22 protein-coding genes and 1 pseudogene are annotated in these 22,810 nt (G+C 49.3%); 3 read left to right on the plus strand and 20 right to left on the minus strand.

Translation table 11 applies throughout. The features are described 5' to 3' along the window. Window positions 1-6: 6 nt before the first annotated feature. The 3 genes from RQN30_RS06315 to RQN30_RS06325 all read right to left on the minus strand — a co-directional run bounded on the left by RQN30_RS06315 (window position 7) and on the right by RQN30_RS06325 (window position 5,400). Window positions 7-3,963: a beta-xylosidase family glycoside hydrolase gene (locus tag RQN30_RS06315; protein WP_353059739.1), complete on the minus strand. Its 3,957-nt coding sequence runs from the start codon at window positions 3,961-3,963 to the stop codon at window positions 7-9. A gap of 677 nt (window positions 3,964-4,640) precedes the next feature. Next, window positions 4,641-4,859: a hypothetical protein gene (locus RQN30_RS06320; RefSeq protein ID WP_353059740.1), complete on the minus strand. Its 219-nt coding sequence runs from the start codon at window positions 4,857-4,859 to the stop codon at window positions 4,641-4,643. Next, a complete protein-coding gene (locus RQN30_RS06325; RefSeq protein ID WP_353059741.1) occupies window positions 4,837-5,400 on the minus strand; it encodes a hypothetical protein in 564 nt (187 codons plus the stop codon). The genes RQN30_RS06320 and RQN30_RS06325 overlap by 23 nt, the downstream gene beginning before the upstream one ends. Before the next feature lie 61 nt (window positions 5,401-5,461). On the opposite strand from RQN30_RS06325, the gene RQN30_RS06330 reads away from it, so the two are divergent. Together RQN30_RS06330 and RQN30_RS06335 are read left to right on the plus strand one after the other, a co-directional pair. Then, the gene (locus RQN30_RS06330; protein ID WP_353059742.1) at window positions 5,462-5,602 is read left to right on the plus strand and encodes a hypothetical protein; all 141 of its coding nucleotides are present in this window, start codon (window positions 5,462-5,464) and stop codon (window positions 5,600-5,602) included. Between the two features lie 412 nt (window positions 5,603-6,014). Next, the gene (locus RQN30_RS06335; protein ID WP_353059743.1) at window positions 6,015-6,212 is read left to right on the plus strand and encodes a hypothetical protein; all 198 of its coding nucleotides are present in this window, start codon (window positions 6,015-6,017) and stop codon (window positions 6,210-6,212) included. 318 nt (window positions 6,213-6,530) lie between these two features. On the opposite strand, the gene RQN30_RS06340 is transcribed toward RQN30_RS06335, so the two are convergent. The 8 genes from RQN30_RS06340 to RQN30_RS06375 all read right to left on the minus strand — a co-directional run bounded on the left by RQN30_RS06340 (window position 6,531) and on the right by RQN30_RS06375 (window position 15,361). Next, window positions 6,531-8,051, minus strand: a complete 1,521-nt coding sequence (locus RQN30_RS06340) for a DUF1542 domain-containing protein (RefSeq protein WP_353059744.1) — start codon at window positions 8,049-8,051, stop codon at window positions 6,531-6,533. Window positions 8,052-8,822: 771 nt separating this feature from the next. Then, a complete protein-coding gene (locus RQN30_RS06345) occupies window positions 8,823-8,981 on the minus strand; it encodes a hypothetical protein (protein WP_353059745.1) in 159 nt (52 codons plus the stop codon). A gap of 458 nt (window positions 8,982-9,439) precedes the next feature. Then, window positions 9,440-10,510 (minus strand): class C sortase, encoded by a 1,071-nt coding sequence (locus RQN30_RS06350; RefSeq protein ID WP_353059746.1) that lies wholly within the window; start codon window positions 10,508-10,510, stop codon window positions 9,440-9,442. 215 nt (window positions 10,511-10,725) lie between these two features. After that, window positions 10,726-11,520, minus strand: coding sequence for a SpaH/EbpB family LPXTG-anchored major pilin (locus tag RQN30_RS06355; RefSeq protein ID WP_353059747.1), 795 nt, complete (start codon window positions 11,518-11,520; stop codon window positions 10,726-10,728). A gap of 2 nt (window positions 11,521-11,522) precedes the next feature. Continuing rightward, window positions 11,523-11,816, minus strand: coding sequence for a pilin N-terminal domain-containing protein (locus RQN30_RS06360; RefSeq protein ID WP_491608659.1), 294 nt, complete (start codon window positions 11,814-11,816; stop codon window positions 11,523-11,525). Window positions 11,817-11,863: 47 nt separating this feature from the next. Further along, a complete protein-coding gene (locus tag RQN30_RS06365; protein ID WP_353059748.1) occupies window positions 11,864-12,136 on the minus strand; it encodes a hypothetical protein in 273 nt (90 codons plus the stop codon). A gap of 106 nt (window positions 12,137-12,242) precedes the next feature. Continuing rightward, entirely contained in the window at window positions 12,243-15,053 is a 2,811-nt protein-coding gene (locus RQN30_RS06370) for a CshA/CshB family fibrillar adhesin-related protein (protein WP_353059749.1), read from the minus strand. Then, window positions 14,993-15,361 (minus strand): hypothetical protein, encoded by a 369-nt coding sequence (locus RQN30_RS06375; RefSeq protein ID WP_353059750.1) that lies wholly within the window; start codon window positions 15,359-15,361, stop codon window positions 14,993-14,995. The genes RQN30_RS06370 and RQN30_RS06375 overlap by 61 nt, the downstream gene beginning before the upstream one ends. 432 nt (window positions 15,362-15,793) lie before the next feature. Between RQN30_RS06375 and RQN30_RS06380 the strand changes: the two genes are divergently transcribed. Continuing rightward, window positions 15,794-16,039: a HypC/HybG/HupF family hydrogenase formation chaperone gene (locus RQN30_RS06380; protein ID WP_353059751.1), complete on the plus strand. Its 246-nt coding sequence runs from the start codon at window positions 15,794-15,796 to the stop codon at window positions 16,037-16,039. A gap of 192 nt (window positions 16,040-16,231) precedes the next feature. Here RQN30_RS06380 and hypD read toward each other — a convergent pair. From hypD to RQN30_RS06425, 9 genes and pseudogenes are all read right to left on the minus strand, one after another. Continuing rightward, window positions 16,232-17,379, minus strand: a pseudogene (gene hypD / locus RQN30_RS06385) (hydrogenase formation protein HypD). Then, a complete protein-coding gene (locus RQN30_RS06390) occupies window positions 17,376-17,654 on the minus strand; it encodes a HypC/HybG/HupF family hydrogenase formation chaperone (RefSeq protein ID WP_353059752.1) in 279 nt (92 codons plus the stop codon). Before RQN30_RS06390 ends, hypD begins: the two are co-directional and overlap by 4 nt. Before the next feature lie 108 nt (window positions 17,655-17,762). Beyond that, entirely contained in the window at window positions 17,763-18,620 is an 858-nt protein-coding gene (gene hypE, locus RQN30_RS06395) for a hydrogenase expression/formation protein HypE (RefSeq protein WP_353059753.1), read from the minus strand. Further along, window positions 18,557-18,889: a hypothetical protein gene (locus RQN30_RS06400; protein WP_353059754.1), complete on the minus strand. Its 333-nt coding sequence runs from the start codon at window positions 18,887-18,889 to the stop codon at window positions 18,557-18,559. The genes hypE and RQN30_RS06400 overlap by 64 nt, the downstream gene beginning before the upstream one ends. Window positions 18,890-19,006: 117 nt before the next feature. Continuing rightward, the gene (locus RQN30_RS06405) at window positions 19,007-19,162 is read right to left on the minus strand and encodes a hypothetical protein (protein WP_353059755.1); all 156 of its coding nucleotides are present in this window, start codon (window positions 19,160-19,162) and stop codon (window positions 19,007-19,009) included. After that, entirely contained in the window at window positions 19,147-19,830 is a 684-nt protein-coding gene (locus RQN30_RS06410; RefSeq protein WP_353059756.1) for a hypothetical protein, read from the minus strand. Before RQN30_RS06410 ends, RQN30_RS06405 begins: the two co-directional genes overlap by 16 nt. Before the next feature lie 165 nt (window positions 19,831-19,995). Further along, on the minus strand, window positions 19,996-21,399 hold the full coding sequence (locus RQN30_RS06415) for a Kae1-like domain-containing protein (protein ID WP_353059757.1): 1,404 nt from the start codon (window positions 21,397-21,399) through the stop codon (window positions 19,996-19,998). Continuing rightward, window positions 21,330-22,130, minus strand: a complete 801-nt coding sequence (locus RQN30_RS06420) for a Sua5/YciO/YrdC/YwlC family protein (protein ID WP_353059758.1) — start codon at window positions 22,128-22,130, stop codon at window positions 21,330-21,332. Before RQN30_RS06420 ends, RQN30_RS06415 begins: the two co-directional genes overlap by 70 nt. After that, a complete protein-coding gene (locus RQN30_RS06425; RefSeq protein ID WP_353059759.1) occupies window positions 22,087-22,800 on the minus strand; it encodes an acylphosphatase in 714 nt (237 codons plus the stop codon). The genes RQN30_RS06420 and RQN30_RS06425 overlap by 44 nt, the downstream gene beginning before the upstream one ends. Window positions 22,801-22,810: the final 10 nt, after the last annotated feature.

Raw genomic sequence — 22,810 nt, forward strand, 5'->3', positions numbered from 1 at the left:
TGCTGTTCACAACGATCCTTGACGACGGCGATGTGTCAGGAACGTACCCATTGCGAGCAGTCCGAGCGAGGCAGCAGCAACCCACGCGGTATGCGACCCTGTATTGGGCATTGACGCAAGAGCTGGTTTTGCAGAACCCGGGTCGGAATGCGGCTTTTCCGGATGAGAATCTGTATGCGGCGTTTCTCCCGGATTATCCGGATTTGCTGGGTTCTCCGGATTTACCAGCACTAATGCAGCCTGTGCGCGTGATAATGCTTCTGCTGCAGAATTGATTTGCTGTTGAGACGTTGGATTGGATAGTGCAGCCTCTGCCTCTGCCAAGGCCTCAGCAAATGGCTGCCAGCTTTCAGGCGTATATTCTCCTGGTTTAAGAGCTTTCGCTTGTTCCGCTGCCTGAGCCAGTAGTTTCGTATCAATCTGCGGCTGCGGATTTTGTGCTTCTGGGAAAGTATGCTCCCAATGCTGAGAACCGTAAGAAGCAGAAGTCATATAGTAGCCCAATGCTGGACGTGCATAAATGTCTGCTGACGACCCTGGATCTGCATGATGCGCTCCAGCAGTCACGACGGCACCGTCTTTCAGATAGATAAGACCTGCTGCCGCAGATGCGGTGTATGTACCAGCAGTATCATCAAAGGTTACTGTGCCTGTCTCGGCAATACGAGGCTGAGGAGTTTGCGGAGCATCGCCGTCACGTAAAAACACCCATCGATATACACGCTGAGCATTGCCGCTTGGCGCAGTCACATACGCTTCCAGCACGGTAGCGCCGCGCGTTACTGGAATCTCAATATGTGTGCCGGTTTCCTGCATTTTCTTGCCGTTCAGACGGAAAGATACTGTTGATTGAGGATCTGCAGCGGTGAGATTCAACGTCACCGAATTGACAGAACTTTCAAGCTTGCTCACGAATCCTTCTCGTTCAGCAAGGTCTATCCCATCCGAAGATAAGGGGATGCTTCCTTCAGCTCGCACCAAATTCGCATTATCTGATTCTCCTTCAGGAATGCTGTCTGCAGCGCCCGGCACACGTTCTCGGGTCAGAGCAAAAGGAGTATCTGTTATTGCCATGTCAGAATATTTGAAGATATGTGAATCGCTTTGCGCCCCAGCACGTCCAGCTGTTACTAAAGCAATTGCGGAATGCTCATCAACCGCATCGTTCGTCACCTCTGAACCCAGATTCGTGAACTCTGTGCCATTCAAAGAATAGCTCCCTTGAATACCGGCAGATGTGCGGGTGAGACGAAGCCAGATCACCGGCTGAGCAGGGTCAGCAACTTCTCGGCCCTCGTTAGCTTGACCATTATTTTCAGTGACAACCCGCAGCATCGGAGTGCCGCCATTATGTTTACGCTGAATAGACACATAGTTATCGTCATCGGTGTAGAGCATTAGCCCTGCTTCTTCCCAGCCGGAAGCCGTGCGCCCTTCAAGTTTTACCGTGACAGAATCATTCAGGGCCAGCTTTTTCTCCGGGATACGCAAAATATTGTTCGCAGTCCCTGTGTGCCATTCACTTCCTGCAGCAGGGGTCATCGTGAGCACATTGCCTTCTGCTCCTACACGATGCGGCTCACCGCGAACCGCATCAAAAGTAATCGGTTCCATCAGCGTTGTGACGCCAGAAGCAGCAGCCCCAACCGTTACCGTGACTTTATTAGTGCGTACAATCCCTGTTTCACCCACGAGTGCAGCCGCAATATCTGCTGTTCCCTCGCTTAGCGCAGTGACAGTTCCGTTGCTATCAACGGAAGCAACAGCAGGATTTGATGATTCGTAAGCAACACGGCCAGCAGAGCCTCCCGCTTTCGTCACGTCAGGATCGGAAACCGTCACGTCTGAATCATTCATGCCATTATTGATGCCATAACCAGGATTTTGCCCATAGCCATACTTGTTATCGCCAATGTTTACATCAGTAGAACTGTAGAACCAATACAGCGGCTTAGAGTTAGCAGACACGCCAGCCACATCTGCACGCGCCGCTTCGCCAACTGCAAGCTGCGCATTATTGATGCTTAGTGTTGGATTCAAACCGTAAAGGATATAGCTGTTATTGCTGATCTGCAGACCTTTCACAGATTTTGCATCGATTGCAGTTGTAGGCACGTTGGTCAGGAATTTATTGCCGGTAATCCGGATATTTTCGTGAACGGCTTGCCCGGTATTGCTGGAAGTTCCGATAGGATCCACGAAAATCGTCTGCGACACGGGTTTAATGAATGTGTTGTTGGTGATTGCGACATCACATACAGTCGAAGATTCATACCAGTTGTTTGCATCGCCAGAGATGTAGATAGATGCCATATTCATTTGATCGAAAGTATTTCCGTCAAGCACAACAGGCTTGCGAGTGGTGACCAAAATTCCGCGCGTGGCAATAGCTTCGAAATGGTTATTGCTGATATTCACTTCTGGGCTGTACGTGACGTTTTCAGCTACTACGCCGTTTACTTGCGCTTCAGCAGGAAGCGGCCGATCGAACGTCACCTTAAACTGACGCAGATCCCCATCATATGATTCACCTGTAGGGCCTTGTACATCAACGACGGTCCCCTCCCAGTCAGGAACTTCCGTCATATTGCTCTTATAGATGAGACGAACCTTGTCTCCCGTATAAAATTGCGGGAAACCAGCCGTCTCTAAATGTTTATATCGGAAAGTTCCTTGATTTCCATTCTTCGCTGTGAGCTGTACGTACGTGCCGTGAACGTTAATGGGATCATCGTGAGCAAAACCGAAATTGTTGCCCTCAATCGTCACCTTTCCTTTATCGCCGCTCACCTGAATCAGATCTGCAAAACCTACATCGTGGCGCCAGCTTTCAGCAGGGGCGCGAAAATGAGAATCAAGCACATTGAGAGAATCGGAGAACTGGGAGACAATTCCGAAACCGTGCAAATATCCGATATCAAGATTACGAAGAGTTGTATTATCTGATTCCCAAATAAACATACCGGGAGTGTCGCGTACGAGCGTGCGCATTTGAAAAACTTTGCCAAGATTGCCCGGGTTGGCATTAGAACGATAAGTAAACTTGTAGGTCGTATCTGAAGTTTTTTCGACTTTTTCCACACCTTTGAACAGGTCATCGCTGCCCCAATACCATCCTGTACGGATAGCTTTTCCGCTATCTAAATCCAGGGTGTGCTGTGTAAAAGATTCAATATTGTTTGTCCATGCTACATAAGCACTCATAGTGTTGTAGCTCCAATATGGCTGATGCGTGTAGGGAGAATTTTCTGAAGAAACTTTCAGTGATCGTCCTACCACGTCCGTATTGTAACCATCCGGGGTAGTGTATTCACGCACAACCTTGCCGTTTTCTTCATAGGCACCTGTGGTCGTCATTTCAAATACACGCGGCGTGACCCAATCTATTGAAAAATTTTGGGCTGTGATACGGGAGCTGCGCACAGACGAAAGAATGGTCTGTTGTCCATGCATACGAAGCAGCGAACCATCTCCGTCGATAATCACGTTGCGTGAATTTTCGAAATGCATGGCAATGTGTTTTGTGGTGTACTTCTGATTGTCTCCCACAGTGTTGGTCACGTAATAGGTACGTGTTACTGCCTTGTCCGGATAAAGGTCATATGTGCCTCGGGGAAAGCATAAAATTGCGGGAGTATTTTTATCTGCACGAGCGTTTACTGCCGCAATGGCTCTTTGTACGGCAAGCTGTGAATCCTCAGCAAAAGCATCTGCCGTTCCGGTTGGATCTGCACCATAATCGAGTACGTTAAAAACTTGTGCACCTGGATACTTTTGTGCAGTTGCCGCGCAGGTTCCCGACCCGGCAGCAGCGTGATTACTGGCAATCACTGAGTTTGAATCTGCTTTCTGCGCTGTTGATTCTGCTGCAGATACTGCTGTGCTGGGGAAAGCAAAACTTGTACAGCATATACTTGCTGCGGCCAAAACCGACATGGCAGAGACTATAGTGAGCTTGCTCATGTTTATTTCCTCTCTCGGCACCTTTGCCGAAGCGTACATACTATGCGGGAAGCATGTGAACCCAATCCAAGCTATGCATAGATAGATTTTCTCGTGTGTTTTAACGAGTATATATTCATCACAGTCTACCTAAAACTGAAGAGAGGCAGCGGGTATTAGTTCCTAACTTCCGGCAAAGATGACGAATATGCGCAAAACTTTTGACGATTCTTTGCCGCTTCTGAGGATTGCTTTTCCATTCTGCAGTGACTGCCCCTCGATATGCGGGCTTATAGAGACTGCTGCTTTGATTTTACTGCGGTATTCCTGGTGTTTGCCCAGCTTGCCTGCCAAGCCCTGTGCGGGCAGCAGCGGGTAATGCATGAAACTGCCACACAGCTAACCGCACACAGCCAATCACGCAACTACGCATCCCTTTTGGCGGCGAGATAGGTGAGAACCGTATGCAGACATAAACGGCCATCACCTGCATCGCGGAGCGTTTCGTCACCGGCCGACCAGCCGACGTGAGCCCAAAGAAAAAGCTGTAACCGCTGTGCGTGAGCGTCTCGTATTCGATGATGCGCTTTCTGAAAAAGTGCATCAGAGACTCATAATTAGCTGCTTTTTCGTAAATTAAAGCCGTCCCGCCACGTTTTATACCGTGACGGGACGAGCGAGGAATATGAACCTAGTTCCTATTCGTTAAAATTATCTTTCTTACGCTGGATTATATGAGCAATGGAGAGTAGGAAAGCTAACGCAAGAGCAGACCAAAAGATTGGGTTTCCCGCAAACGCTTTGTTAGCTGGTATGCCGATGGCTAAAAACCATAAACCACTACCAATCCCGGCAATCACAATGCCGACAATATAAAGCCAGAAAAATCGCTTATTAGAAACACGCTGCTGCTGCACCTGACATACCTCCTCCGAGTGCTCCTCCAACGAGACCTACAATACCGGCACTTACTGTACCGACTATAGGAAGCGTCACCGTACCAATGGCAGCTCCTCCGATACCGCCAGCTGTTCCGCCACCGATAACTCCGCCACCGATTCCGAGAAGACACTGCCCCGCACCACGAGTTTGAATCAACGAAACAGTTCGAATTAGCACTCCGTCGTCAGTTTGCTTGTATTTGATAGCTACAGGCTGTTCATTGACATCAGTTGCGGTGATTGGTAATTTTTCGGTCACTCCGTTTTGCGTAACAGTCAAATCTGTTTCATTAAAAAATACGTCGTCTGCAAGGTTCCATAAAACGGTTGATTCATCAACATATGAAACTAAACCAGAATTAACAGTGTTATCAGGGTCTTGGGATTGGGCGATAACCGCATATGTCTCGTCAGATATGCTGGATAGTTCGCTTGCGTTTGCCGATGTTGGGATGGCTGCACCCAACGCGGTTACTGCGAGTATTGCGCCAAAAGTTTTGAATAATGTATTCTTCACGAGTTTGACTCCTTGTGTTTCCGGCAGGAGTCTAGCGGGGCTCCCGCTTTATGTTTGGGGAGTGTCTCCACGCCCGGTATCCAATCCGGGAACGAAACAAAACCTTGCCGGTTTCGCAACGCTCGGGACGCTCAAACTTGGGAGCATCCTCCGCAAAAACACCATCACACTAACTGATTGTGTGATTGTGTATGTTTTCTAAGCTCATCAGCTTGCAATATACTTTATAACGGTTTGGTAACAAAAGCAAGGTTGGTTTTAGAAACTACATTGTTTGCGCAGGTAAACACCATCAAATAAACAATAGCTCACGTTCGCTGCAAACCGAGCTGCCCGTATTCGCATTGCTGCTTCTAATCGCCCATTCTAGAACCATGATGAGGGCGACGGTGCCGTCGATTTTCTCCGCGCTCTTTTGTTTGCCGGGTTCAATATTCCTTGCCAGGCATGTTTCTCGTGCTCGATATGGCTATAGTGCACCGCGTTGCTCTCTACGGTTTGCAGGAAGCATTGCCAGCGCCGCAGGCAGTGGGGTACGTGATCTATCACGGGATTTCGGGGAAAAAGTAACGGCTGCTGTTACCGCTAAAGATTTTGGACAGCTCAAACAACTTTTGGGAAATCCTATAGCCGTCGAGACTATCCGAAATGATGTTGGAAGCGGGAATGAGCCGGTTCATCTCGGGCAAGTACAAGCATCAAACTCGAAAACCCAATATTTTACTATAATCATTTCCACTACTCCGGAAAAGGAAATCTTCGTTCACCCATCAAAAGACGAATCAGGTTCTTGGCGGGCGAACATTCCGTAATCTTAAGTCGATTAAACACGAACTTTTAAGTGCTGCTTTTTGAATCCAGGAAGCAATTTCTAACCAAAACATACAGAAAATACACCTACCGACTACCAAGAAATGAAAAACTCTAGCAACATCGAGAGAATTGAGATTCTGCTGTCGTTTTTGGGGTTTCGAAGACGACAGCAGAATCTCTTTGGCGGAGCTTATTCAGGCAAAACAAAACCCGAGGGAGGAGCAGGAAAACATCCTTACCCCTCCCCCAGGAATCAGCCGAGGCTGGAATCACTCACAGAGCAGTAAATACTCTTCAAACGACCTTCCAGCAACACATTACGCGGCGTGACGACGACGCAACACAAACGCTCCAGCACCAGCCGCACTCAACAAGATAGCAAGGCCAGCAAGACCAGCAACCTGACCACCAGACACCGGCAATGATCCATCAACAACAGACGGCTCAACAGGCTTAACAACAACTTTCACAGCCTCAGCATTGCCCTTGATATCATTCACACCCTCAATACTGGTCTTACCATCAGCAACAGCCTTACCCACACCAGCATCATCTTGAGCATCAGCAACAGCCTTCTTCGCAGCCTCAACAGCCACCTCAACAGCCGTCTTCTTCTCAGCCTTCACCTCATCCGACAAAGTCGTATCAGCATCAATCTCAGCAGTTTCAGCAGCAGCCACACCATCAAGAACAGCCTCAGCATTGCCCTTGATATCATTCACACCCTCAATACTGGTCTTACCATCAGCAACAGCCTTACCCACACCAGCATCATCTTGAGCATCAGCAACAGCCTTCTTCGCAGCCTCAACAGCCACCTCAACAGCCGTCTTCTTCTCAGCCTTCACCTCATCCGACAAAGTCGTATCAGCATCAATCTCAGCAGTTTCAGCAGCAGCCACACCATCAAGAACAGCCTCAGCATTGCCCTTGATATCATTCACACCCTCAATACTGGTCTTACCATCAGCAACAGCCTTACCCACACCAGCATCATCTTGAGCATCAGCAACAGCCTTCTTCGCAGCCTCAACAGCCACCTCAACAGCCGTCTTCTTCTCAGCCTTCACCTCATCCGACAAAGTCGTATCAGCATCAATCTCAGCAGTTTCAGCAGCAGCCACACCATCAAGAACAGCCTCAGCATTGCCCTTGATATCATTCACACCCTCAATACTGGTCTTACCATCAGCAACAGCCTTACCCACACCAGCATCATCTTGAGCATCAGCAACAGCCTTCTTCGCAGCCTCAACAGCCACCTCAACAGCCGTCTTCTTCTCAGCCTTCACCTCATCCGACAAAGTCGTATCAGCATCAATCTCAGCAGTTTCAGCAGCAGCCACACCATCAAGAACAGCCTCAGCATTGCCCTTGATATCATTCACACCCTCAATACTGGTCTTACCATCAGCAACAGCCTTACCCACACCAGCATCATCTTGAGCATCAGCAACAGCCTTCTTCGCAGCCTCAACAGCCACCTCAACAGCCGTCTTCTTCTCAGCCTTCACCTCATCCGACAAAGTCGTATCAGCATCAATCTCAGCAGTTTCAGCAGCAGCCACACCATCAAGAACTTTTACTGCTTTTGCTTTACTGTCACTTACAACAGCACTAAGAGCAACGGTGTCGCTCGTGCCATCCTTATAGGTTACGGTAACGTTTGCTTCAGTAACGTCTACGGATTGGACAACATCGGCATTAGCGCTGTCTTTTACTGCTTCTTTGATTTTTTCTTTAACAGTTTCTTTTTCTTCTCCTGTTAAAGCTGCTGCGTTCTCAACCTGGACTTTAGCAGGGAGGGTTGGATTATATGCTCCCGCCTGTGTCTGCACCGTAACACGAACTTTAGATGCGTGATGTTGCAGACCAGTGTCGTTTAAGCAAGAATCACCACCAGCACCGGTGAGGCAGATGTAGCGTGTCCATACAGCGCTTTGATTTTCCTGAGTAAGGACATCATCCTGAGTACTGCCCTTTTTAGTGTTGAAATTAGCTTTAAGATCAAAGTTAATGGTGACGTTATCGCCGTCTCTCGTTACCGTGACACCATTGTCTTGAGTAAGCAGGTTTTCTGCTTGCGAGCCGCCCTGTAGGAGCTTCGCGCCCGTAACAACATTGTTCGGGTTTGTGTAGGGAAATATTTCAGTTGATGGTACACCGCGTACAACAGTAACCGGATGCCCTGTTACTTGAGGCCTGGCGGTGGTGCCCTCGTCGTCAGCGGCGAAGGCTACCCCCCAGGTAATACAAGCGCCAGGCCCAGTGCGGCTGCGCTTGCGAACGTAAATGGTTTACGTGCCATTACGCTTACTCCTATCTTCACAACCTGTTTTTACAAAACCAGGCTCATTTTTGTCTTATGTGCGCCTCCCCTCGCAAGACAATCAGCACAAAACACCTAGCGCAGGAGAAGAAGAGAACCCAGACCCGCTACGCGCGGGTCTGTCACCCATCATGATAGGACAACAGACCCGCACTGTTCAAGCAAATCCCACAAATACGCAGCATCACGCACGCGTGATTGTGAGGTTATGCAGCTGCCGAAGATAATACAAATGATCGAACACCGACAAATCAAACCAGTCCTCGCTAGAACACTTCCCCTAATACCAAGAGGTGAGTGCACGGTCAATAGTGTTACGGGTAACGACCTCGACCATCGCCATAACACCCTGCAAAACTGCCGCAAGCTCAATATTCCACGCATACAAGGTGAAAGCATCATCGAGATCACCATCAGCAGCTACGATGTACGTGCTCATACGGCTTCAGAAAGCAAACCCATCACATGCACACTATCCCAACCTGCCATTAACAAATCCGCCTCCTACGGTAAAATGATAGCTGAAGACCCCGGAACGATCACCAGCCTCGGCTGAATCGCCGGGGCTTCATCGGCGGAGGTGTACTGATGGGGATTTGCGCAGTTATCTTCCTTGTCTCGCATAAAGTGCGCGGAATTGGCTTGCCCGAAACTTGGGCTGTCGAAGCCTAAAACCTGGCAAAGCTTCGAAAATCTTGGAAACCGGCTCATCTAATCCTTGTATTCACTGCTAAAACTGCTATCGTTTCCGTGTTGTTTCATCTCCGCCGTTTGACTTTGCCGATATTGTTTCCAAAAAATGAATGCTCCCAAGATAATCAGCACAGCGAGCCGATTCCAACTGCCCGGTTTCCAACTGCCCAGCCTGCCCTCCCTGAGTCACCCGGATTCCAAAACTTATTCCGGCTCAGAAACTCGCTCGGATTCCAAATCTTTCTCCGGGATGCGCGAGTACCAGACAAACCAGTTACTTGCAATAAATACTGTAATCCAAATAATCAGCCACCACGGAAAGTGCGGCAACTCGGAAACAGCGGTCGCCTTGTCAGCAGCGTCGCTTGGCGTAGGGAATACCCGTTCGCCAGTGACGACGATTCGATGCGTATTGATCCCCAGCGGGGTGCAGGTGATTAATGTGGCAAGATCCGCATCGGCTTCGGCGCGGATTGACTCGGTATCTTCCGGGGCTACTACCTGAATATCTTTAATCCGGTAGACAAGTGTCTGGTCAAAGATCTGTAAAATAAACTCATCGCCCATCTTGGCGCGGTCGAGATGCGTAAACATTGCCGCATCAGCTAACCCGCGATGAGCTGTAATTACGGTGCGCGTGCCTTTCCCGCCGACGGGCAGCGCTGTGCCTTGTAAATGCCCGGCTCCTTTCAGCAGTGTTGCGTCCGATGTGCCGTGATAAATCGGAATATCAATATCGGCGCTTGGCACCAAAATTCTTCCCATTAAACCAGTGTTATTTGCCCGCAGCTGTTCCTCGTAAGGTGCAATTCCCTGCTGTTCGGGGGTGAGCTGCGATTCCCTGATTGTCGGCACATGCCCGGCAATATCGACGAGCTGTTTGCCTGCCAGCAGCTGATTGTATTGGCGTGCCCGCGATACTTGGACTGCTTCACTCGGTTCAGAAGTTCTCGCAATTTTTTCATAATCGCTCACGATTCGTGATTGGCGCAGTTGACTAAACCATTGTGCCGCTTGCGGATAGAGAATCACGGTAGTGCCGAGCAGTAAGAGAATCGCAGCAATCACTGCACTTTTGCTGAAGCGCTTTTTACCCGTTTTCTTCGCGGCAAAACGGTCTGCGCGGCAGGTAAAATCGGCATTCTTTGGTTCATGCGGTTTTCTGTTTCTGATCTTGGTTTTAGCACTGAATTTATCGCCGATAATCAATAATGACGGCGCCCGAACGGTGAAATGTGTTGGAATTAAGCTGTTTTGAGTTGAGCCGCACCCCATATTTTGTGCCGGGAGTTTCTGCTTGGCTGGGGGCGCTGCTCCTGCGTTTGGCTCTTGCTTTTGGCAGCTAAATAATCCCTGCCTGGGGTTAAATTCCCGTGTTTGCGGCTAAACGCCGGAATTTCGGCTGCTGTGAACCAAAATTCCGGCGTTCCCGATATCTCTTGCTAGCTCATGTCTAGAGCTGCAGATATTTTTGCTTTCTGCGCCTGCGGTTACTGCTCTTGGTGATTGCGGCGGCGCATTGCAATAATCACGAATCCAGCACCGGCAGCGAGAATCATTCCGCCGAGAACTGTCAGGATTACAACTCCAGCAGCACCGGTGAGCGGCAGGTTCGGCAGCATTCCGCCCTCGCCATCATTTGCCCGGAGGTTGATTACTTCCAGCGCGGTTCCGATACGGTCAGTAACTTTAACAACGAGTCCTTTCTTGTAGAATGGATCAATCTCGTATCCGAGCGGGGCTTCAATTTCTTTCACGCAGTAGTTGCCCGCAGCAACCATCAAAGACGCGGTGCCGTCGTTATCACTTGTGGTGATTGTACGGGAAGAGGTTGATTTTCCTTCACATTTTTCACCTTTAACCGGCGAAATTTGGAACTTTGCACCGCCAAGAGCTTGCTTGTCATTATTGACCTTCTTGATAAACAGCTGACCAAAAACAGTCTCGGTCGGATTCTCATCACCAGGTGAATCCGGAGCGCTGCTGGATTTAAAATCTACACCATTAATATTCGTAATAGACTGATTTACCAAGGAATCTTCAATTAGTGCAGAAACTTCAGCTGAAATAATCACATTAACGGTCAAGCCGCTGGTTAGCTTTGCTAATTCACCATTTTCGAAAGTGACTGTTACCAGATTTTTATTAACTTCAACCTTGGGGGTGATTTTCTGAATCTTATTCTTACTATCCTTCACCCGCACAAAAACGTCTTTAGTACTAATCTGATTCACACCCGCTGGCAGCCGATCAGTAATCTTGAAAGACTTCAGAGTTTCGCCCACGCCTAAAGCCGGAATCTTCTGGGTAATCTGCCAAATAATCGTGTCCCCGGGAAATGTACAGCGTCCGCATTAACAACGGTTTTCACCGGCTTATCACTATCGGTCAAAACCGTATTCTTCGGATAAACGTGAACATCGTAAAGCCAGCCGGATTTATCGTTCGGGAATGGAATCGTCACCAGGAATGGCGCAGACTTTGTGGTCACATTTTCAGGAGCTTCCACTTCTTTCACGAGGTACACACCTAACTCCAATTCAGGAGATTTTGAAACACCATCTATGCCAGTAGGAACCATATTCTGGGGATTATCCGCGGTATACGACGAACCACCGTCACTATCAGTTATTTTCCCTCCGGTGAAACTTGAAGCTTTTTAGCTTTAGCCCAGCCATCATTATCTTTCAAATCTACTTCTTTTACCTTGGCATAGCTGAAGACCACATCTGCCAGAGGAACAGCAGAATTCATGTTCTGCTTCGTGCCATCACCAGGAGTGCCGGTACCCGGGTTCTCATACTTATGGATCGTAATGGAACCTTTTTGCTTAGTGTCAATATTCCCCTCGGCTGCGCGCGCGAACGGGGTCAGCCCAATGAGCACTAAGCCCATCAGCATTACCGCAAGCAGCGCAATCCCTTTTTACTCATACGCAGTGCGTACATTCTTGTTTCTCCTTAATTATTAAATACGTCTTGAAATCTGGGTGGAAATGGCGGTTGAATTAATGCGTGGCTCCACCCCTTTCGCGGCGTTTAACACTAATTACTCCCGTTACCGCAGCAGCGACTACCACCGCTGCACCAATGAGGAGGAAAATCGTGGTGCTGAGACCGCCGGTGATTGGCAGGGTCGGTAAAAACTCGGCAGTGATGCGCGTGTTCACCACTTTGCCAGCGTCTTTTCCGGAGGTTAAATCTGCAGGCCCAACAGTGCCTTTTACTGGCTGGGTAAGTTTTGTAAATCCGGCAGGAGCTGCAGTTTCGGTAAGTTCCCACTTTCCTGCTGGCACGTTTTCGACCTTGTATTTACCAGCTTCCGGATCTTTATCGGGGCCTTGGCATTTCTCTGCACTATCAGCCACGCAGTCGGTAATATCGGCAACCGTCTGCTCGGTGTTCTTTGCGTCAATAGTCTTTAGCGAGAACACAGCACCTGTGAGCAGCTTGTGCTTTTCATCCACTTTCGTCCAGCGCAGGGTGGTGTTCGGGGCGAGTTCAACTTTATTCACTGCAGTGACCATATTTACTTGTTCACCGATGAGCTCCGCAGCAGCAGTAATTGTATTTGTAGTTTGATATTCGACTGGATTCTTCCAGCTGTACGCTGCAGATCCTGCCACTGGCTTGGCTGGATTTGTACCACCCTGTGATGTAGATGTGATTTTTGTTTGCTTGATGGTGCAAGAAGCACCGGCTGGAATCAGATCCGTGGCTGGATCAGACGTCCAAACGTTGCCAGCTTTCACCGGGCCCCAGGTTCCATCAACCTTTGCAGCGCTCGTGAAAGGTCCGACTGTTGGAGCTGTACAGCTGTACGTTCCCGCGAACTGCAACTCATTATCGATTTGCGGAAGCGAACCAGCCTCGGAAATATCGACGGTCGGTTTGACTGAAATCTGCCCGTACGGCTGATTTGATACCGTGCAGTTCATTACTGAAACCGGCGAGAGCTCCACCGAAAAAGCGTTCTTTTTGCTAGAAGTAACCTTTGGCGCGATTTCTTCCGGCCAAGCATATGTATCAGCTTGGTTTACATACACTGGCTTCCGTTGATTCATCGACGCAGCAGCGTTATAGGCTTTTACGGTGGTGAACTGCTGATTCTTTTCCGCAACTTCACATCTTGTGTTCGGCGCCATTTGATATCCGGTTTTTGGCATCTCCGAAACCGTTGCATTAACTATCGGTGCGGTCTGCCCAGTATCGGTAAGCTCTGGTTTCAGCCCTGTAAAAGATAACGGCCACGAAACAGTGCCGGCTTTTGCGATGGCAGTATCTTGTTTTGAAGTAGTTTGTGCTGCGAGAACATCAATGAGTTTCGCTCCCGGAGCTGATAGCTTTGGGAAAGTCGTGTTCGGTACATCGGCGGTGAATCTAAAACCAGCACGGTCGGCATCGTTTTTCGGCTGCCCGTTAGAGCTAAGAATCTGCTTCGTAACTGTGAGCGTTGGGCGCACCAAAGTGACCGCGTGATCTTCTACTTCACCGTCCGGCAGCAGTGAGTTGAAAGAATATTTGGCTGTCGGCTCGGTAGTCGCCATCAGGCGCAGCACACTCCTTTCGATGGCTTTCTCAGCTCCCGGGAGCATTTCCGGCGTTACATTCCAAGTTAAAGCAGCTTGGTTATTGTTTTCGCAGGTGGTATCGCTTCGCTCCTGATTAGAGAAGTGACCGTCCGCATTCCAATCGAGCCAACCTGAAACATTCGTTTGCTCATGTACTGCGGGTTTACACTTTATTGTTTTTGTAAATTTACCCGGCTGCGCCGTAACCAGCATTGGCTTCGTGATAGCGTCTTCATCATCAAATATTGATCGTGAGTAAGCATCACCATCGGAAGTAGAGTTAAACGAATCATCGTTTCGCAGGGAATTCCAGAGTTTACGGCCAAAAAACTGCGTCTCTAAATCAGGACCATTATTACCAAGGAAAGGAGGAATCCCCTGCTGCACCTCAGCCACTGGTAGATCTTTTATACTCTCGACGGTACGAGTAATCTTAGGTCCAGTTATTTGCGGCTGGACTACCGCTCCTGCGTTACCATAGTTTGCCGGAGCGTCACCCATATCGCCGCCAAGCACTACACCGATTGCAAAATAATTACCGCCGCCAGCAACTATATCAATATAAGCCCCATCAGCATTGCTGGCATAAAGAGTAGTTGCTGGTTGAAAAGGTTTACTGCTTAGAGATCGCCCAACGAATTTTACCGCATTGCTTGGATCAAGCTGACCAGAAAGCTGCGAATACTGCCACAGATAAGTATGCTTATCTGGATTGAGCCCAAAAGCATTTTGCGGTCCGTCACTGTCTTTATTGGGACCGTACTCTAATTTAATCTTAGTACTATCTCCAGATGACTCGTGATACTCAAGTTTGCGCCATTCGACGCTTTTCCGTGTATCAATTTTAGCAGGCACAATATATGCTGATTCACCACTGCTCATCACCTCAGCATCAGCAAACACCAGACCATTAATCGGAATCTTTCGCGCCTGACCATTAGTTATAAGCTGAGCATCGCAGGATACGTCAAAACGCACACGTCCAGCATTAGCACGCCCAATCCCGACAGGGATCCCCGTTTTAGACGATTTCTCATAGCGCTGATAAACATTATCCCATCCGTCTTTTTCATACGTACCAGGAATATGGATATCCAACGGAGCGTTGCGATCTATAGGAAAAGTACCCATTGCATTTTGCTTGAAGTTCATAATAGAACATGAAGTTTCGATCGTGACATTCTTACTTAGCTGTGTCTTGCTCTTAACTTTGTATGCGCCACCGTCCCGAAGATCTTTTGAATACAAAATTCCAGCAACTTGATCGCCCCAGTTAACTTCCCCATATACAGGAGAATCAAATACTCCTTCTTTCTTTTTTCAAGCTTCCTACAGTTATCCGGACCGTCACATGCCGACCAATCTACCCAATCAATTAGCCCAAGATAGCGTGATGTCTCGTTGGAATCGTAACCGCCCTCGCCAAAAGCTGCCTGCGCTTTCAAGTGCGTAGCCGGGGAAAACGTAAAGGATAATGTGAGAGCCGTCGTAAAAAGCAAGATCCAAAAAGTATGCGAAATTCTATCCGTAATAGTCTGCTTCTGGTACGACGCCACAATGCCCTGCAATTCATAAATATCTAAATTTATTTTTATTGTGTGAACGCAAAGTGAGTTAATTTAACTTTTAATAATCCACCTTTGCCTTGTCGATTATTCCACCCCCCCGAATTTTCAAGTCGGAAAGGAAACGCCCGCATCCCTGTGCGAACGCAAAACCAAAAATAAATCCGCACAGAAAAATCCGGCAGAATTAACACCAAAACTCAAAACCTGAAATCAACACTGAAACTCAAACTGAAACTCAAAACCGAAAAACCGCAGGAAAATATTGCGGGTGCAATAGCATGTAGAATAACAGGTAAAATAAGCGGAAGATTTTAAATATCTGATTGCACAAGCGAACCGGAAACGGAATCAGATAACCGGCAACGGAATCAGATAACCGGCAGCAGAATCAGATCAGGAAAAAATAAAGCGGAGAATTAAATGTGTTTGTGCGTACCATGCGAAATCCTTGCGATTAACACCGGCATTATGCCGATGGGCAAAATTTCCGTAAACGGTGAAGAACAAGATATTTGCATGGCATACTTACCCGAAGCACAAGTCGGCGATTACGTGATGATTCAAGGCGGATTCGCAATATCACTGCTGAGCAAAGAAGAAGCAGAAAAATCTTTTAACACTTGGCAGGAAATGGGCGTAGACGCGGTACGCTCAATAATCGGATAAACTCCGAAACCCTTTCACCCAATTTTCACCAGTTTAATTTCCGCCAGTTTATTTTTTGCCGGTTTATCTCCCAAAAACCATCCGAAAAGTAACAGAAAACCGATTCTCATCCGCACAAAACAACACCTGCCGAACTCGCCAAACCCGCAGACCGCAGCCAAACATCTCTGCCCGTCCAAGATTAAAACATGTTCAGTCCGCAATCACAACCGACTGCGCAGTCGCCTTATCAATACGCCCAAAATTGTAGTATGCCGCGCAAGCACCTTCCGGTGAAACCATGCATGTACCAATCGGATTCGCTGGAGTACAGGCAGTACCGAACACCTTACATTCCCAAGGTTTAATCTTCCCCACCAACACTGAACCGCATTCGCAGGCCTGCGGATCCGGAACACGCTTGGCAGGCATATTAAAAATCAATTCCGCATCAAACTGTGCATAATCAGGATGAATCCCGAAACCAGAATCGGAAATAAATCCAAGCCCCCGCCATTCAAAAGCAGCACGACGGGCAAAAGTCTGCTCCATCAGCCCCAGCGCCGCCGGATTCCCGTTATCCCGCACCACACGCGCATACTGATTTTCAACCAAAGCATTGCCGCCTGCCACGCCGCCGGAAACATACTGCTCAAGCAGCATCGTTACCGACTGTAAAATATCGAGCGGTTCAAAACCAGCAACCACCACCGGCAGATTATATTCACGCGGAATAAAATCAAACGCATGCGTACCCGTAATTGTCGCTACATGCCCCGGACCAATAAACCCGTCAATCTTTGAACCGTCGGAATTAAGAATTGTCCGCAGCGGCGGTTCAATCCGCACATGGTTACAGAAAATCGAAAAATTTTTCAACCCCTCAATCCGGGCACGATAAAGCGCCACTGCAGTAGACGGAGCGGTAGTTTCAAATCCGACAGCAAAAACACCACTTTCCGGCCCGGATTCTCCCGCGCAACCTGCAAAGCGTCAAGCGGCGAATACACAAAACGCACATCGCACCCTTTAGCTTTCGCCTGCAATAGCGAACCATTCGTTCCCGGAACGCGCATCATATCCCCGAAAGTAGTAAAAATAACGCCATCCTGATGCGCCAACCACACTGCGTCATCCACGCGCCCCATTGGGATCACGCAAACCGGGCAGCCTGGTCCATGAATCAGCTCCACATTTTCCGGAAGCAGATTTTCAATCCCATAACGATAAATAGTGTGCGTATGCCCGCCGCAAACTTCCATAAAGCTATGCGGCCGCTCAAGCTGGGCAGCAAGCTTTTCAATCCTTTTCAACAGGGAACGGGCAGCAGCCGGATCCCGGAATTCATCTACGAATTTCATCGGATCACCGACCCAGCAAAAGCGTCAAGTTCATCTTCAAAAGTATTCCCGCCAAGTTTTTTAATCTGATCAAGCGTAATGGCAGCTTCCTGCGCGTCAATCTTCGAGAGCGCAAACCCCACATGCACAAGCACCCAATCCCCGAGATTCAGCTCATCCGCATCAAGCAAATCAATCGAAACATCGCGGTGCACACCAGAAATGTTCACTTTCACAATCTGCTCGCTGCTGGCATCGGCAAGCTCAACCACCTGCGCCGGCACACCTAAACACATATTTTTCGTTTCCTTAATTCTTGATAACTTACCAGATTTCAAAAAAGTTATTTAACTTTTGAAAACTTTCCGACACGAGCTAAATCACTAAATTCACAAAACAACAAATCAGCAAATTCGCGGCAGCGGATCTCCAACCAGCATATCCACCATTCGCGTACCGCCGAAACCAGTCACAAGCACGACGGCATTAGCAGGCTGAGCTACTATTTTCCCCAGAATCTCCGCCTCCGATCCGCCGGGAACCGCCCGCACTGCCGCGAGCGCCGTCTCAGCTTTGTCAGCTGGGACAACGGCAACAAACATTCCCTCATTAGCTACATAAAGCGGGTCAATACCGAGCATATCGCAGGCGCCGCGCGTCATCTCCCGCACCTGCAGCGCCGTATCGTCAATTGCCACCCCTAATCCCGTACTTTGGGCGAGTTCGTTAAGCACAGTACCAAGTCCGCCGCGGGTCGCGTCACGCATCCAACGAGTCTCCGGCACAGATGTTAATAATGCTGCCGTCATTGCGTTTATTGCTTTCGTATCAGACTCGATTGGGGCGTCAATTGCGAGATTGCCGCGCGCCATCATCACCGCCATTCCATGATCGCCAATCGGGCCGGAAGCGATAATTTTATCTGTCCGCATTACCTTTTGCGCACCAAGATCAACTCCGGCCGGAACAATACCAATACCAGCCGTCGTGATATAAACCTGATCAGCACTGCCTTTCGGAACTACTTTTGTATCACCAGTTACGATCTGAACTCCGGCAGTTTCAGCAGCTTTGCGCATATCTGCTGCAATTTCGCGCAGCAGCAGAATCGGCGTGCCTTCTTCAATCACGAAAGCTGCTGAAATCACCAGCGGTTTCGCCCCCATTACGGCAAGGTCGTTTACGGTTCCGTTTACCGCTAAGTCGCCGATTGAACCGCCCGGAAATTTAATCGGGTTAACCACATAAGAATCGGTAGACATTGCAATTTTGGCTCCTGCGGCAGCGCCCCAACCTGGTTTAGCATTTCCTGCAGCCCGATTACCGCGCCGTCATCTAAAGCCGCAAGAGTTTCATTGCCGTATCCGTTCAGGAAAACCTGCTGCACCAGCTGCGCGGAGGCTTTCCCGCCGGCACCGTGCGCCATCGTGACATATTCGTCTTTGAGTTTGTCGCCGAATTGCCGCACCTTATCAATCTGTGCAAGCACTTTCGCTTCTGAATCGTTAAGCCGATTCTTTGGAGCGTCCATCATCTCCCTCTCGCTAAATTTTTGCCGAAATATTATTAAAATCTTGCACGGATTCCGCAGATTTTTAGTTTCCAGTTTTCAGTCTAAACGTTTACTTTAGATTTCACTTAAATTTATTTAGTTCACGCGCGCAATTGCTCCCTGTGCATGAATCAGCACTAAATCCGCGCGCCGCACTTCCCCCACAAGCATCACATCAATTTCTTCCTCACCGCAAGCTGTGCGCGCAAGTGCAGAAAAGGTTTGCGGATGCGGTTCTAAAATTTCCGCCAACCGCCCCTCATCCGAGCAGGTAATACAGACCCATTGCGGGTCTTTGCGGCTGCTTTCCCGGCCGAGCCTTTCAGCGAGCAGCGTGAAAAAATTTTTATCGCTGGCACAATTTCATTTTCTGCTGAAAAGTTTTTCCTTTCTGCCGGAAAATTTTCGAGTTCCACGAAAGTATTAAAAGAATCAGAAAGCTTTTCATTAACGACGGTTCCAGCCGGTAAAAACCAGACCCCACTAGCACCCCAGGCAGGCAGCCGGCGCGCAATCGCACAGATCTCATTTTCTTCCGCGATTTCACCCAGCACCACTATTCCGTCGCCAATTTTTACTTCGCTCCGCGCCGACTCTAAATCCTGGGCAATTCCCACAATTAGCGGATGCCCAATTTTTTCCGCTATTTCCGGAGGCCAGAGATGGATTCGTGATTCGCGGCACCGATTCTCAGTGAGAGTGTTCAGCGCACGATTCAGCACTTCATCTTTCACTGCTTCGCCTTGCAGCGTTTCCTCTTGCAGCGTTTCATCTTGCAGTTCCGCGCCTGGCAGAGTTTCCTCTTGCAGCGCTGCATCTTGCAGTTCCGCGCCTGGCAGGGATTCGCCCGCGGCCGCATTATTTTCTAATACCGCTTTGGTTTCGGCTGCTTTCCCTGCCCGGTCCATTCCAAATTTCACTGCCCTTTCCGTTCCAGCTGCCGGCGCTGCTTGTGATTGCTTAATATCCCCGATGAAATTCATCTCCGCACTCCCTGTTCCCGTTCACCCGAATTTTCGTTTTCACGCTGATATCCGCTGTGCTGCTTTTGCACATTTCATTCCGGCACTATATTTATTCCGGCACTATTTCCCGCTGCAAATCTGCTCTCCGGAAAAATTTTCAGAATTTCCGCTCGAATCCCCATTAGAAGTTCCATCAAAAGTTTCATCCAAAGTTCCATCAAAAAACAGACCATAATAAGCTTGCCCGAGCGCCAATCCGCCGTCATTCGGCGGAACTATTGAGTGCGTAATAAACTGCAGCCCTGCCGCTTTCACCATCTCACTCAAAATTTGCACGAAAAGCTGATTTAATGCTGCTCCGCCGCTAATACCGACGGGAATCCTGCCGCGCTGGCACGATTTTGCAATCAGCACGCCGGCAAAAATCTTTGCCAATTCGAAATGAAAACTGAATGCAATTTTTCCCGCAGCTGCAATCTTTTCTGCACTATCGGTTTTTCCATCAGCTGGTGCATTTTCAAAATCTGCCGCACTTGCAGCAAGATCCGCTTCCCGCGCCATTTGCGCCGTTTTTGCAATCAGTTTTCGGAAATCTTCCTGCGCCGTATCGCCGCTCACAAGACTCGATTCCGCAAATTCACCGCACCCGCCAAACTCACCAACTAGATTCGCCGCACCTGCGCGGGCACCGCAATCTTCTCCCCCAAACCCGGAATGCGCCGAAACTAAGTCCGCAAAATCCGGGCAGCCTTGAGATTGCCAGTAAGAGACAGCCAGCTGCTGGAAAGCTACCGCAGCTTGTGCTTCATAATTAGCTTCAGTAATCCCCACAAGCGCAGCAACCGCGTCAAAAACACGCCCGAGCGAAGTAGTGCGCACTGTGCCGATCTGCGAATTTAACTGCGAAATCACCAGCTTCCCCGCCGGAGTTGTTTCCATTTGCGCCAACGGAGTTCCCGCATAATCAATTCCATACTCACGGCAAATCCCAAGCCCGCACCGCCATGGCTGCTTTACTGCCTGATCCCCGCCGATAAGCGGAAACTCCGGAATATGCCAAATCCGCTCAGTTTCCACACCCTGCACCGCAATTACTTCGCCGCCCCAAATTTTGCCGTCATCGCCAAAACCAGTTCCGTCTAAACAGGCAACAATCATGTGCGGTATTTGCGCTTCTGCGGCAAGAGACAACGCATGAGCACGGTGATGCTGCAGCGCAATTTCCCGCACCGGTTTCCCGGCAGCCCGCAGTTTTGCACAATACCGCCGCGCCCAGCCGGCAGTGGCATAATTTGGATGTTTATCATAAACCACCACTGCCGGAGTCTCACGGTGAATTTGCAGCATCTGATTTATGGCCGCCGCAAATGCTTCCTGCGAAGCAAACGAACCCATATCCCCGATATGCGCCGACATAAAAGCCGTATTTTCCCGCACCAGCGCAAAAGTATTTTTCAATTCACCGCCGACGGCGAGCACAATCGGCGAGCGTGACTGCGGCGCTGCCGCCGGTTTTTGGCGCACTCTAAATCCGAACCTAAATCTAAACCTGAATCTGAATGTTCCGCACAGCCGGATAGCGGCGCTGTATCCGCTCGGCTCTGCGGAGAATCCTGCCTTGGACGATGTAAAACGACGGGAAGCGGAGCATAACCGCGTGAGCGCCGCACAGGAGTATGAACCGGGCGCAGTTTCCAGCCTGAATGCACTACCGAATCTTCTACCGGCACATGTATTTCACGATTGTGCAGTAAAAACGCGTCCGCAATCAGACGCAGCCGCGAAAGTGCGTCTTGATTTTGATAGCAAAGCGGCTCATCAGAAAGATTACCTGAAGTTGCCACTACCGGCCCGAAACCCGCTAAAAGTAAAACATGCAAAGGCGTATAAGCAAGCATCACCCCTAAGGAATCTAAACCCGGAGCTGCCTGCCTGCAGACGATTCCGCCGGTACGGCGCGGACTGAGCACAATCGGATGCGCAATCGAAGTGAGCAGGCGCTCATCTTCAGCCGTCAGTTCAACTTCTTGACGGGCCTGAGAAAGCGATGAAACCATAATTGCAAAAGGCTTATCGGAACGCTGCTTCCGGATGCGCAGCCGTTCTACCGCCGCAGGATTCGCAGCATCTGCAAGCAAATGAAAACCGCCGACACCTTTCACTGCAAGAATCTTGCCGCTGCGCAAAATCTCACGCGCCTTTTGCAGCACATCATCTTGTGCTTTTTCGTTCTCTCCCCGCGCGAACCGTCCCAAAGCTCTGCCTGCGTATTATGCTTTTCAAAAACGCAAACGGATCCGGTTCTGCAATTTCGGCTGCATCAACAAGCCAAATATGCGGACCGCATTCATAGCAGGAAATCGGCTGGGCATGATAGCGCCGATCAGCGCTATCGGCATATTCTGCCTGGCACTGCGGACACATCGGAAAATCTGCCATTGTGGTCAGCGGCCGATCATAAGGCAAATCTTTAATAATCGAAAGCCGCGGTCCGCAATTCGTGCATGTGGTGAAAGCATACCCATAACGGCGGTTTTGCGGATCTTGAATATCAGCAAGACAATCTTCACAAATAGTCACATCAGGCGGGATTAGCGTGCGCGCACCTGCCGCCCGTTTTGAAGCCGCAATTTCAAATCGCGCCCCGCCCGCTTTATCACCGCCGGAATCTTCTGCCTGAACCGGAATATCTTGCTGCAGCACATCTGCCACATAAGCCAAAGGCGGTAAAGTATCGAGCATTTCACGCATAAAACCGTCGAGAGCTTCCGTGTCTCCCTGCGCTTGAATAAAGACGGAAACGTCGTCGTTCCCGCAAAACCCGCTAATCGGATATTTTCGAGCCACCTGCGCCACATGCGGGCGAAACCCCACGCCCTGCACTACACCAGTGAGACGATACGCCCGTCGTACAATCTTCTCCATCCCTAAAGAT

The sequence above is a fragment of the Arcanobacterium hippocoleae genome (genome assembly GCF_040360365.1).
GTDB lineage: Bacteria > Actinomycetota > Actinomycetes > Actinomycetales > Actinomycetaceae > Arcanobacterium_A > Arcanobacterium_A hippocoleae_A.

What these genes read in the sequence shown, in the direction of transcription:
- RQN30_RS06315 (WP_353059739.1), bottom strand. Translation starts at nt 3,963, where the DNA reads ATGAGCAAGCTCACTATAGTCTCTGCCATGTCGGTTTTGGCCGCAGCA.
- RQN30_RS06365 (WP_353059748.1), bottom strand. Translation starts at nt 12,136, where the DNA reads ATGCTGATGGGCTTAGTGCTCATTGGGCTGACCCCGTTCGCGCGCGCA.
- RQN30_RS06360 (WP_491608659.1), bottom strand. Translation starts at nt 11,816, where the DNA reads ATGGTTCCTACTGGCATAGATGGTGTTTCAAAATCTCCTGAATTGGAG.
- RQN30_RS06390 (WP_353059752.1), bottom strand. Translation starts at nt 17,654, where the DNA reads ATGTGTTTAGGTGTGCCGGCGCAGGTGGTTGAGCTTGCCGATGCCAGC.
- RQN30_RS06400 (WP_353059754.1), bottom strand. Translation starts at nt 18,889, where the DNA reads ATGGACGCTCCAAAGAATCGGCTTAACGATTCAGAAGCGAAAGTGCTT.
- RQN30_RS06425 (WP_353059759.1), bottom strand. Translation starts at nt 22,800, where the DNA reads ATGGAGAAGATTGTACGACGGGCGTATCGTCTCACTGGTGTAGTGCAG.
- RQN30_RS06350 (WP_353059746.1), bottom strand. Translation starts at nt 10,510, where the DNA reads ATGGGGTGCGGCTCAACTCAAAACAGCTTAATTCCAACACATTTCACC.
- hypE (WP_353059753.1), bottom strand. Translation starts at nt 18,620, where the DNA reads ATGTCTACCGATTCTTATGTGGTTAACCCGATTAAATTTCCGGGCGGT.
- RQN30_RS06380 (WP_353059751.1), top strand. Translation starts at nt 15,794, where the DNA reads ATGTGTTTGTGCGTACCATGCGAAATCCTTGCGATTAACACCGGCATT.
- RQN30_RS06345 (WP_353059745.1), bottom strand. Translation starts at nt 8,981, where the DNA reads ATGAGCACGTACATCGTAGCTGCTGATGGTGATCTCGATGATGCTTTC.